At 46.1% G+C, this 12,499-nt stretch carries 12 protein-coding genes; 10 read left to right on the top strand and 2 right to left on the bottom strand.

From position 1 onward, the window contains the following. Positions 1–11 precede the first annotated feature (11 nt). From BLCOC_RS26090 to metG, 6 genes are all read left to right on the top strand, one after another. Entirely contained in the window at positions 12–950 is a 939-nt protein-coding gene (locus tag BLCOC_RS26090; RefSeq protein WP_115623839.1) for a sugar phosphate isomerase/epimerase family protein, read from the top strand. Between the two features lie 16 nt (positions 951–966). Beyond that, complete coding sequence (locus BLCOC_RS26085; RefSeq protein ID WP_115623838.1) at positions 967–1,881, top strand: sugar phosphate isomerase/epimerase family protein; 915 nt, start codon at positions 967–969, stop codon at positions 1,879–1,881. 25 nt (positions 1,882–1,906) lie between these two features. Continuing rightward, entirely contained in the window at positions 1,907–3,304 is a 1,398-nt protein-coding gene (locus BLCOC_RS26080) for an MFS transporter (RefSeq protein ID WP_115623837.1), read from the top strand. Next, complete coding sequence (locus BLCOC_RS27695) at positions 3,286–3,507, top strand: cytidylate kinase-like family protein (RefSeq protein WP_081732816.1); 222 nt, start codon at positions 3,286–3,288, stop codon at positions 3,505–3,507. Before BLCOC_RS26080 ends, BLCOC_RS27695 begins: the two co-directional genes overlap by 19 nt. 191 nt (positions 3,508–3,698) lie before the next feature. Continuing rightward, positions 3,699–4,088: an HsmA family protein gene (locus tag BLCOC_RS26070; protein ID WP_029471451.1), complete on the top strand. Its 390-nt coding sequence runs from the start codon at positions 3,699–3,701 to the stop codon at positions 4,086–4,088. Between the two features lie 409 nt (positions 4,089–4,497). After that, positions 4,498–6,468 (top strand): methionine--tRNA ligase, encoded by a 1,971-nt coding sequence (gene metG, locus BLCOC_RS26065; protein ID WP_115623836.1) that lies wholly within the window; start codon positions 4,498–4,500, stop codon positions 6,466–6,468. Positions 6,469–6,538: 70 nt separating this feature from the next. Here the strand turns inward: metG and BLCOC_RS26060 are convergent, their stop codons facing one another. After that, the gene (locus BLCOC_RS26060; RefSeq protein WP_131918384.1) at positions 6,539–6,991 is read right to left on the bottom strand and encodes a hypothetical protein; all 453 of its coding nucleotides are present in this window, start codon (positions 6,989–6,991) and stop codon (positions 6,539–6,541) included. After that, complete coding sequence (locus BLCOC_RS26055; protein ID WP_242999109.1) at positions 6,948–7,421, bottom strand: RNA polymerase sigma factor; 474 nt, start codon at positions 7,419–7,421, stop codon at positions 6,948–6,950. The genes BLCOC_RS26060 and BLCOC_RS26055 overlap by 44 nt, the downstream gene beginning before the upstream one ends. A 279-nt stretch (positions 7,422–7,700) precedes the next feature. Between BLCOC_RS26055 and BLCOC_RS26050 the strand changes: the two genes are divergently transcribed. The 4 genes from BLCOC_RS26050 to BLCOC_RS26035 all read left to right on the top strand — a co-directional run bounded on the left by BLCOC_RS26050 (position 7,701) and on the right by BLCOC_RS26035 (position 12,481). Then, positions 7,701–8,711, top strand: coding sequence for a LacI family DNA-binding transcriptional regulator (locus BLCOC_RS26050; protein WP_029471448.1), 1,011 nt, complete (start codon positions 7,701–7,703; stop codon positions 8,709–8,711). Between the two features lie 145 nt (positions 8,712–8,856). After that, complete coding sequence (locus BLCOC_RS26045; protein WP_115623834.1) at positions 8,857–10,122, top strand: 6-phospho-beta-glucosidase; 1,266 nt, start codon at positions 8,857–8,859, stop codon at positions 10,120–10,122. 15 nt (positions 10,123–10,137) lie between these two features. Continuing rightward, positions 10,138–11,130 carry an N-acetylglucosamine kinase gene (locus BLCOC_RS26040; protein WP_029471445.1) on the top strand — a complete coding sequence of 331 codons (993 nt, stop codon included), beginning with the start codon at positions 10,138–10,140 and terminating at the stop codon, positions 11,128–11,130. Between the two features lie 19 nt (positions 11,131–11,149). Then, entirely contained in the window at positions 11,150–12,481 is a 1,332-nt protein-coding gene (locus BLCOC_RS26035) for an extracellular solute-binding protein (protein ID WP_115623833.1), read from the top strand. Positions 12,482–12,499 lie beyond the last annotated feature (18 nt).

Here is a 12,499-nt window from a genome sequence, read left to right as displayed (position 1 = left end):
AGGAAAATAAAATGCAGTTAGCTATATGTACAGATGTTTTTGCAGATTTATCTTATACAGAGATGCTTGATAAAGTGAAATCTCTTGGAATAGACGCAGTGGAGATGACAGCAGGAGGCTGGGGTGCCCGTAAACACTGTGATACGGCAAAATTGCTGGCTGACCCAGCAGAGCTTGAAGCGTTCAGGGGTGAACTGGAGAAAAGGGGCATGCGTATTGCTGCCCTGAATACCTCCTGCAATCCCCTCTGGCCGTCCGAGACAGGTAAGGAGTACAAAAAGTCCATGTATGCCTGCGTGGATCTGGCAGAAAAACTGGGTGTCAAAAAACTCGTAGCCATGGCCGGACTGCCAGCAGGCAGTGAGACAGACACTACACCGAACTGGATCACATCCACTGTTTCATGGCCTGATTTCATGACACCTGCCTATGAATACCAGTGGAAAGTCACGATTGCTTTCTGGAAAGAATTTGCGGAGTATGCAAAGAGCCATAATATTGGGCAGATTGCCATAGAAGAGTTCCCGGGAACTATGGTGTGGTCAGCAGAGACTATGCTGAAGCTGAGAGAGGCAACAGATCCCATCATTGGGATTAATCTGGACCCTTCCCATATGATGATACTGGGAGCTGATCCGATTGCGGCAGCCCGTGCGCTGAAAGGCTGTATCTTCCATGTACACGGAAAAGATGCCCGCATTGAGCGCGGTCTGGCCGATACAAACGGTATTCTGGAGCCAAAGCCTGTGACAGAATCTGCTGATCGGGTATGGAATTACGTTGCAGTGGGATGCGGAAAAGATCTGCAGTGGTGGAAGGAATTCTTCTCAGTTCTCAGTATGATGGGCTATAACGGAGATGTATCTCTGGAGATGGAAGACCTGACCATGTCTGTGGAGGCAGGGGTAGTCACATCCATTGATGCCCTGCGTCAGACCATCAGCCGGTAGAGCAGGAGGGATTACCATGAAGATTGCATTTGATGTTGATGTACTGGCAAAGCAGATGGATATCAACCGGATGGTGCATCAGGTGTCGGACTGGGGATATCAGTACATCGAACAGTCCCCCCATCCCCGCATCAATCCTTTTTATAAGCACCCTCTCTTTTCAAAAGAATGTGAGGCCGAATACCGCAAGGCTCTGAGAGAGACAGGTGTGGAGATTTCTTCCTTTATTGTGGTATACCGCTGGTCAGGCCCCACAGAAGAGGATCGCCAGTTTGCGGTGCGTAATTGGAAGCGTATGATCCAGATCGCCGGAGATATGGGGGTAAAAGTCATCAACACAGAGCTGTCCGGTGACCCCAACAGGCAGGAGATCTGCAATGGCATGTGGTTTAAGTCCATGGATGAACTGCTCCCCATAATAGAAAAAGAAGATATCCGGGTGGAAATACAGTCTCATCCTTATGATTTCTGTGAGCTGAACAATGAGACCTGTGATATGGTGAAATCCTTCCGCTCCAAACATTTGGGATATGTGTATTCTTCCCCTCACGGCTTTTTCTACGATGAGGGAAAAGGAGATGTCCGTTCCATGCTGCGCTATGCAGGGGATGAACTGACTCATGTACTCTTTGCGGATACCTTTAACCAGACTCTGGACTGCCGTTATATTGCAAACCCTCCATGGCTGAACGGGCGGGGAAAAGCTGATGTGACGATTCATCAGCATCTTGCAATGGGTGAAGGAGATGTGGATTTTGACGGCATTTTCGAGACTCTGCGGGAGATGGATTTTGCCAATAAACAGCTTCGTGGGGGTGCGCCGAAGGCAGGCGGAGACAACATTGCCTGCGTATCCATGTTTGGATTCCCGGAAAAAATGGACCGTCAGGCGCCTGAAGCGCGTGAGCGGATCGAGAAAGAACTTCTCTGAGAAAAGAAAGGAATGGAGAAGCGGTATGAAAAATGAAAACACTACAGGAATACAGCAGTCAGGCGGAAAACTGGGCTGGGGAACACGTGTAGCTTATGGATGCGGCGATACGGCCTGCAATGTGGTTTTCGGTATGATCAGTACGCTGCTCACGTTGTTTTATACGGATTATGTGGGCATCAATGCGGCAACTGTAGGATTAGTTATGCTTTTATCCCGTATTTTCGACGGTGTTTCGGATGCCATAATGGGGATCATTGTGGAAAAGACAAATACCAGGTGGGGAAAATCCAGGCCCTGGCTGCTGTGGATGTGCGTACCATTTGCAATTTCGGCAGTGTTGCTGTTTGCGGTTCCCCAGACGAAGGTGAGCCTTCAGTTTTTGTATATGTTTGTCACTTATAACTTCTGTAATACAGTCTGTTATACTGCTATCAACCTTCCCTACAGCAGTCTTTCGGCCATGATGACAAGAATTTCATCGGAGCGGGATATGCTGAGTATTGTCAGGATGGGACTGTCCCCCTTTGGCCGGATCCTGGCTGTGACCTGTACTATGCCGGTGGTGAAATTGTTTGGGGATGATCAGGCTGCCTGGGTGAAAACAATGGCAATGTGGGCAGCCATAGCCCTTGTGCTCCTGCTGATCTGCTTTTTCAAATGTGAGGAAAAAGTGGAGATTGAAGCTAAGAAAAATCAGAAAAAGGTTCCTGTAAAAAGTGCATTAAAAGCACTTGTATGTAACCAGTATTTTTGGGCGGTTGTGGTTTTATGGACCATGCAGAACGGAATTTACTGCATTACCGGAACCATCCTCCCATATTACTGCAAATATATATTTGGTAATGATACCTGGATGTACAGTACCTTGTATCTGACAGAGACACTATTGATCGTAGCAGTGATTTTCTGTTGTCCTGTTCTGCTGAAAAAGTTTGGAAAGAGAAATATGTCCCTGGCTGGCATCTGGCTGGCACTTATCGGTCAGCTTGTTTTCTTCCTGAACCCAACCAGTTTTCCCTGGATGGTCATGAGCTGCATTGTCCGTGCGGTTGGGCTTGCGCCTTTGAATGCGGTAGTATTCGGTTTCCTTGGAGATGTGGTTGAATTTGGTCAGTGGAAGACACATATTCGGCAGGAGAGCTTGATCTTTGCAGGAAGTTCCGTGGGAATGAAGCTGGGAGCCGGGTTGTCTTCCGCAATTATCACAGGGCTTTTGTCAGCTGCGGGTTATATCAGTTCCTCGGCAGGCGCTGCCATGCAGCCCCAGTCATCGGTGGATATGATCATTAATATTTATAAATACGGCCCTCTTGTTGTCTGGGTGACAGTTCTTATAACCCTGACCCTTTACAAGCTGGATAAAAAATACCCGGCTATTATGCAGGAGCTTATTGAACGTGAATCCCGCGGAGAATTATAATAATACAACAAATATATGGCAGCCAGTCCCTGAAAGAACTGGAGAAGGGAAATAAGACAAGAGAGCGGTATTATAACTACTACACAGGACAGAAATGGGGAGACCTACAGAATTATGACCTGATGATCAATTCCAGCAAATTATCTCCAGAGACAGCGATTGATTTGATTCTTGGTTATATCGAAAAGAGAGACCAAAAATGATGGGATATATAAGAGCCGAAGGGCAGAGCAATGGAAATTGCCCTGTCTTCCGGTTTTTCTCTTGTGCTTCCAGGCAGGCGTGCTATAATAGGGTAATGCGTGTAACTGCGCAGCATTTTCCGCCCTGCCGGGCAGCTGCTGCAGGACACGGGATAGCTGGCAATATATAAAAATAAAGGGGGCATATTTCTATGGACATGAAACTGATCATGGCTATAATAACCATTACACTGGCGCTTGTTTTCTATACCATAGGTGTTTTCTCAGAGCGAAGGGCGCATACCCTGAAAAAGCAGCATGTTTTCATTTTCTGGCTTGGCCTTGTTTTTGACACCACCGGTACTACGATCATGAGCCTTATCACAAAAGAAGGCGGCGGGGCACAGAACGGTATGGGGCTTCACGGCATAACAGGTGCACTGGCCATTGTTCTGATGCTTTTTCACGCATTATGGGCAACGCTAGTGCTTGTGAAGAAAGATAAGAAGAAACAGGAAAGCTTTCACAAATTCAGTATTTTTGTCTGGCTTGTCTGGCTAGTACCTTATGTTCTGGGCATGGTAATAGGTATGAGCCATTGACCATAAAGACAAAATTTCCGGCTTTACAAAAAACAGGAAATGTGCTAGCATGAAATTTATAGTGGAAACACGAGGACGGAGAGAGTATGTGCAGATTCTTCTTTTACAGAGAAGTTCCGTTTGCTGAGAGGAACAAAGAAGACTGTGCAGAAGATGGCTCCTGAGAGGCGCACCGAACTGTAACCTGACACAAGAGGCAGGAGCGGCAAGGCTGCGACAGGTTCCGCCTGTTACAGCGGGAGGGTATGCAGGTACCTGATAAGGTCTGTGTTGTGAGACACAGATGAAAAGAAGTGGTAACACGGGTTGGAATGCTCGTCTTCTCAAAATGAGGGGATGGGTGTTTTTTTTGTTCTTAACTGTAAGGGTACGGAACAGTTACCCGTTGAGAAAGTAAAGGAGATAACAAATGGACAGGAAAAAATATTATATCACAACAGCGATTGCCTACACCTCAGGCAAACCGCACATTGGCAACACCTATGAGGCTGTTCTGGCTGACAGCATTGCCAGATTTAAAAGACAGCAGGGGTACGACGTGTTCTTCCAGACAGGAACCGATGAGCATGGACAAAAGATCGAGATGAAAGCAGAGGAAGCAGGTGTAACCTGTAAGGAATTTGTGGACCGGGTATCCGGGGAGATCAAGAATATCTGGGACATGATGAACACGTCCTATGACAAGTTCATTCGTACCACAGATGACTATCATGAGAAACAGGTACAGAAGATTTTCAAAAAGCTGTATGACCAGGGCGATATCTATAAAGGGCATTATGAGGGGATGTACTGTACTCCATGTGAATCCTTTTTCACAGAATCCCAGCTTGTGGACGGCAAATGTCCGGACTGCGGACGCCCGGTGACTCCGGCAAAAGAGGAGGCATATTTCTTTAAAATGAGCAAATATGCCCAGCGGCTTATCGACCATATCAATGAACACCCGGAATTCATCCAGCCGGTTTCCAGAAAAAATGAGATGATGAACAACTTCCTGCTCCCGGGACTTCAGGACTTGTGCGTGTCCAGAACCTCCTTCAAATGGGGAATCCCGGTAGATTTTGACCCGAAGCATGTGGTGTATGTGTGGCTGGACGCCCTGACCAACTATATCACCGGAATCGGATATGATTGTGACGGGGATAGCACAGAGCAGTTTAAGAAAGACTGGCCTGCAGACCTGCACCTGATCGGCAAGGACATTATCCGTTTCCATACCATTTACTGGCCGATTTTCCTGATGGCTCTTGAACTGCCTCTTCCGAAACAGGTATTTGGGCATCCCTGGCTTTTACAGGGGGATGGCAAGATGAGCAAATCCAAAGGAAACGTCATTTATGCAGACCAGCTTGTGGACTTCTTCGGAGTGGATGCTGTGCGTTACTTTGTGCTCCACGAAATGCCATTTGAGAACGATGGTGTCATCACTTGGGAGCTTATGGTGGAACGCCTGAATTCCGAGCTGGCAAACACTCTGGGCAATCTGGTAAACCGCACTATCTCTATGTCTAACAAATATTTCGGCGGAGTGGTATCCAGTACAGGTGTGACGGAGCCGGTTGATGAGGAATTAAAGGCAGTTGTCCTTGGCACAAAGAAAAAAGTAGCGGACAAGATGGAGGAACTTCGCGTGGCAGATGCCATCACAGAGATTTTCGCCCTTTTCAAACGCTGCAACAAATATATTGATGAAACTATGCCGTGGGCACTGGCAAAAGACGAGAGCAAAAAAGACCGTCTGGCAGAAGTGCTTTATAATCTGGTTGAAGGTATCTGCATCGGAGCGTCCCTGCTGGAATCTTTTATGCCTGAGACAACAGAGAAGATCCTCTCTCAGTTGAATGCGTCAAAGAGAACCTATGAGGAGCTGGATACCTTCGGTTCCTATCCTTCAGGCAGCAAAGTGACAGAGAAACCAGAAATTCTCTTCGCCCGCCTGGATGTCAAAGAGATCATGGAGAAAGTGGAAGCTATGCGTGCCGCTGAGGCAGCAGCAAACGCACCGGAGGAAGAGACAGAGGAAGAAAAGCCCGTTGTGGATATAGAAGCAAAACCGGAAGTGACATTTGATGATTTTATGAAAATGCAGTTCCAGGTGGGAGAGATCATTTCCTGTGAGGAAGTGAAAAAATCCAAAAAACTCCTTTGCTCCCAGGTGAAGATCGGAAGCCAGGTGAAACAGATCGTCTCCGGTATCAAAGCCAGCTATAAGCCGGAAGATATGGTAGGCAAAAAAGTAATGGTTCTGGTTAACCTGAAACCGGCAAAATTGGCCGGAATCCTGTCAGAAGGCATGATCCTGTGTGCGGAGGGGCTGGATGGTGAACTGGCGCTTATGACACCGGATAAGGATATGCCGGCCGGAGCTGAGATTTGCTGAAAATGATATAGGAAAACTGCCGCTGTGTGGAAGAACTTCTCCCGCAGCGGCAATTTTAATGGAATGGATCTTATTTTAAATCTGACCAGATTAATTTTGAATCCTTCTTTATTTCGTAAATGATTTTCTGCACTTCATTCTCATTGCCTTTCTCCTCAAGTTTATCCATCTTATTGCTTTCTTGAAAAGCTTTCTCGCTCAAATAATACACATTTTCAACAGATTTTGGTATACTTTTATCATCCGGTGAGGCTTCATCCGTTTCTGCAGAAAAATCCTGTACTAACATTTTCTCCCCGTCCAGGTCCAGTTTTCCGGCATAACCTGCGTCAACTGCATAGATTAATTCCGTCTTTCCATCCTCCACATACAAAACACGGGTTCGGCTGGTCATGTTTTTAGTGGAATACAGCTTGTTGTTTTCTACATACATGCCGATCTCCTGCATCGTCAGAAAGGTTTCATTAAAATACCAGTGGCTATAGACTGCCCTGACAATACACAAGGTCAGGACTACAGCCATAATAAGTTACCCTGGCCCAGTTTTCGCTCTTTTCAAACAAGGTTCCGATTTCCGTAAATGAAAGCTCGCCAAATGTCCGCAAAGAAAATACTTCTTTATAAGGTTCCTGCATTTGATGCAGAACTGTATGGATCTTAATGGCATCACTGTGATCTGCCATTTTTTCTTTCAGATTCAAGGGGGAAGCAGCTTCTTTCGGTTCAGAAACAGATATCTGTTTTTGTTCTTTTTTTACATGGTCATACAATGTCCGTTTGGCAATCTGACATAGCCAGACACGCATATCACAATCTCCGCGAAATTGTCCTATTTTCTTTATTGCCTTAAAAAAAGTTTCCTGTGTGATATCCTCAGCGAGAGATTCATTTTGAGAGATTGAGCGAATATACCGGTACACAGTTGTAAAACATGTCAGATAAATTTCATCCATGTCCATATGTCATGTCTGTTCCTTTCGTATGTTGTATATGTTGTTTTCTCTCTGCACTTTTTCTCCTTTCTTTGGCCTTGCTCTTATAAGACGATGGAAAGCATGGCTTTTTGTACAGCGATTGATTATACGCATCATATGAAAATATTTTCAGTACAAACCACAGAAAATGCCGGGGTATTTTTGTGCAAAAAGTAAAAATTGGTGATAATATACAAAAAATAATTGACGTGGAACGATACACATGATAGGATTGTACATGAAAAGAGGAGATACGATATGGTGACAATATATGATGTGGCAAAGAGAGCAGGGGTATCAAAGACACTGGTGTCCAGGGTACTGAATAATCAGTCAGGTGTAAGCCCGGAGTCGAGGAGCCGCATTACGGAAGCAATGAAGGAGCTTCACTACAAACCTAATACACTGGCCAGGTCTCTGGTATTACAGAGGACAAATGTTGTGGGTGTTATTCTGGATTCTTTGACAGAGCAATATTTCTTCGATGTGATCAGAGGCGTGGAAGATACAGTAAAAGAGAACCATTTCAGAGTTATATTCTGCAGCGGAAGAAATGACAGAGGCGAAAAGGAAAACTATATAGATTTTTTCAGCAACGGAGCAACAGACGGTGCCATTATCTATGGAAGTGCACTGGATGACGCAGACCTGATCCGCAAGCGTGCAGAGATGGAATTTCCTTTCGTGGTTGTGGAGAATGAGGTGGAGGATGCCAATGTAAACAATGTTCTGGTGGATAATACATACGGTTCCAAGCTGGCTGTGGACCATCTGGTGGAAAAGGGATGCAGACGCATACTGCATGTTACAGGGGCAAAGGGAACAAAGGCTTCACTGCGCAGATGGCAGGGATATCTGGCAGCTATGGAACAGCAGGGGCTTGCAGAGTATATCTCTGTTGTGGAATGTGATGAATTTGGTGTAGATGAGGGATATAAGGCTGTAAAGACCTGGCTGGCAGAACACTGTAGGGAAGATTTACCGGATGCCATATATTTCGGTGCTGACAATACAGCTTTTGGAGGCATGATCGCTCTGGAGGAGGCAGGCATTCAAATACCTGAGCAGATCAAGATCGTGGGATTTGATGATGACAAGCCTTGGGGAGTGGAAAAGAAACTGAAAAAGCTCACAACGATTCGCCAGCCGTTGTATGAGGTGGGGGCAAAGGCAGTGCAGGTTCTTCTCAGGCAGATACAAAATCCGGAGACACAGAGACAGAAGATCGTTATAAAACCGGAACTGGTAATCCGTGAGACAACAGAATGAATGATTAGGACAACAAGGAAAATCCTTGTTTGTTCTTTCAGATAAATGTGGAACGATACACAACGGAAACAAGCACATGGGAAGGATGTGTTTTTTCTATCGGGAAATGTGGAGCGCTACACAAAAAATAAAGGAGGTCAATCATATGGAGGGAATGAAGTTTACAATTGTAGGAGCGGGAAGCTCCTACACCCCGGAATTGCTGGACGAAATGGCAATGAGAAAGGAGCAGCTTCCGGTAAAAGAGATAATGCTCTATGACATTGATGAAGAACGTTTGGGTATCATGGAAGGATTCTGCCACAGATTTGCGAAAAAACTGGGACTGGAAGTGAAGATATGTGCAACAACCAGCCTGGACAAGGCGTTGTACGGCGCAGATTTTGTGGATACCCAGATAAGAGTCGGGGGGAACAAGCAGAGAGTAAAGGATGAAAAGATTCCTCTTCGATATAATTTGGTAGGACAGGAGACCACAGGCGCCGGTGGAATGATGAAAGCCTTCCGGACGATTCCGGTCATGCTGGAAGTGGCTGAAAAAATGGAGGAGCTGTCTCCAAACGGGTGGCTCATTAATTATACCAACCCTACAGGACTGGTGACGGAGGCGGTCACCCGTTATACTAAGGCAAATATTGCGGGCTTTTGTTCCGGAGGCATCTTCCCCAAGATGTGGGCAAAACGGGCACTGGGGATACCATATGAACAAGTGCAGTATGATTACATGGGACTGAACCACATGAACTTTATCAGCAATATCACCATAGACGGGCGTCCTGTCACAGAGACAGAGTTTGAAAAGATCGCGGCACAGAATGATGATGTTGATCTGGAACTGATCAAGCTTTTAGGTGTGATCCCAAGTCCTTATCTGCAGTGGTATTATCATACCAACGAAAAAGTTGCCAAATTTAAAGCTGCACCAAAAACCCGTGGGGAATATGTGCAGGATTTGGAGAATGACGTATACGCTGCCTATGCAGATGAGACAAACTGTGAGAAGCCAAAAGCCTTGTCAAAGCGCGGCGGAGGCGGATATTCTGAGGTGGCAATGGGATTTGTGAATGCTGTTTACAATAATGTAGATACTAAGATGGTAGTGAACGTGCCAAATAAAGGGGCTGTCTCTTTTCTGCCGGACAGTGCAGTGGTGGAAGTCGGATGCCTTGTAAATAAGACTGGAATGCAGCCATTACATGTATCAGAGGTTCCGTCTATGTGCTGGGGGCTGGTTGCAGCAGTGAAAAATTATGAACAGCTGGCTGTGGAGGCAGCAGTGGAGGGCGATGTGAGAAAGATGAAGCTGGCACTGCTGGCACATCCCCTTGTCCGCCAGTGGGAGTATGTGGAGAAGCTGGTACCGGAGCTTCTGGAAGCCAATAAAGAATACCTGCCCCAATTTCATTTATAAGCCAGGAGGCACAGTATGAGATATGTATTGGGTATAGATCAGGGCGGCAGTAAAACCCACGTTGTCATAGCAGACCAGGAGGGAAATCTTCTGGGAATGGGAAAAAGTTATGGTGCGTGCCATTCCAGCACCAGTCTGGAATATGCGGTACAGGCTATTATACAGGCGGCTGACCAGGCCATATCCGGATGCGGTCTGCTGAAAGAGGATGTGACGGCAGTGCTGGGGGGGCTTACAGGGATTGACTGGGATTACGAGGCAGAGCTTCTGGAGAATGAGATACAAAAACATTTTCCGAAAGCCCATGTGAAAATTGTGAATGACTGTATAATTGCCATGCGGGCGGCAACCAGAAAACAGCAGTGCGGAATTCTCTGCGCGGGTTCAGGACTGAACTGTGCGGTACAGAATGGCGAGAATTGTTTTGTATACGGATTCTATATTCCCGATGAATATCAGGGCGGATGGAGCCTGGGCAGAAGGGCAATACAGGCTGTGTTTGACGCCCACATGGGACTGCTGGAAAAGACTGAGCTGACACCGCGTCTGCTTAGACATTTCCGGGTTCGTACAGTGGATGAACTGCTGTATATGCAGGTTACAGGAAAGATTAAGAGCAGTGACTATCTGAGCCTCCCTATTATTCTCGAGGAGGCCGCGCAGAAGGGGGATAAAACAGCAGGAGATATCTGGATACATTATGGAAAGAAGATAGTGGCTTACCTGGAGGCCCGTATGAATAAGATGGGAATTTTGGGATGCGACGTGGATATTGTGCTTTCGGGCAGTATCTTTAAGTGTAAATTTCAGGGGTTTCAGGAAGCAGTCAAAGAAGAAATTTTGAAGAGAATACCCGGGGCTAATGTGATTGCCGCAGAGTATGAACCGGTGATAGGTGCAGTATTAATGGGAATCAATGGAATGAACGGGGTTCTGACTGAAAACATTTACAGAAACATAGAAAAAGGTGCTGACAGATTTCCGGTGAGAAGACTGGAAAATATCTGATGGGATAAGGAGAAAAGATATGAGAGCAAAAAAAGTATTGGGGTTTGTATTAGCGGGGACATTGACTGCAGCATTAATGGGATGCGGGAGCACCGGAGGCAGTGTGGAAGAGAAGAGTGACGGGGATAAAAAAGAGAGCAGCAAAGATTCCGGTGAAGATATTGATCTGACTTTCTGGCATATATGGCCGGATGCGGAGATGAGCGAGATTGTAGACAATTATGTTGAAAAATTCGAGGAAGAGCATCCTAATGTTCATATTGAAGCTGTTGCTACACAGGAGGTTGAATATCAGAATAACAAACTTAAGGTTGCAGCAGCCACAGACTCTCAGGGGGATGTATTTGTGTGTTGGGGCGGCGGATATGCAAAGAATTATGTTGATGCAGGTAATGTGCTGCAGCTTGATGAGCTGATGGAAAAGAATAATACAAAGGACGAACTGCTGGAAGGTACTCTTACATACGGAACTTATGATGATAAAGTGTACGGACTGCCTCTGAAGCAGTGGGCAGGCGCTCTGTTTTGTAATGAGGAACTGTTTGAGGAGTATAACGTAAAGATACCGGAAACTTTTGAAGAGCTGATCGAGGCGGCCAAATCGTTCCGTGCTGAGAATGTGACGCCTATGGCTTTAGGGGCAAAGGATGGATGGCATATTGGCATGATCCAGAATGTCCTTGCTGTGCGCACAGAAGGTGCTGACTACATGAACCGCGCACTGCAGGGGGAAGAGACCCTGGATACAGAAGGAATTGTAAAATCTGCCGAACTGTTGTGTGAGTTAAATGATGCAGGTGCATTTCCGGATGGAACCCTTGGACTGGGGGCTGAGGAAGCTCAGGAGGAATTCTATATGGGCATGGTGCCCATGTATTTCGGCGGCAGCTGGGTGGCATCAGGGTGCGACAGTGATGAGAACGATATTCAGGGAAAGATCAAAGCCGTACCAATGCCCACTGTAGATGGAGGAAAAGGCGGGATCAACAGCTTTTCAGGTGGTGCTATAGATATGATCATGTTGAATGCAAATACAAAATATCCGGAGATGGCATATGAATTTGCTGTGGGAATCACAAAATACATGTCCGAGGAGGCATATAAGATTGGCGACAGTCTTCCGGCTTGGAAAGTAGAGGTGGATGAATCCGAGGTCAGTCCTACTTTAAAACAGATTGAAAATCTGATCAAAGACGCTGATGGATATGTACTGGCATGGGATACTTTTCTGGAGGGAACGGCTATTGAAAAACATTATGAACTGCTCCAAGGGCTAATCGCAGGAACAACAACACCTGAAGAGTTTGCGTCGGGAATGCAGGAAGCACAGGTCCAGGTAAAAAAAGACTAACTATTAAAGAAAGTCAAT

Origin of the sequence: Blautia coccoides (assembly GCF_034355335.1) — a bacterium.
In the GTDB taxonomy this organism is placed as follows: Bacteria; Bacillota; Clostridia; order Lachnospirales; family Lachnospiraceae; genus Blautia; species Blautia producta.
This window is presented reverse-complemented; position numbering and strand designations above follow the sequence as displayed.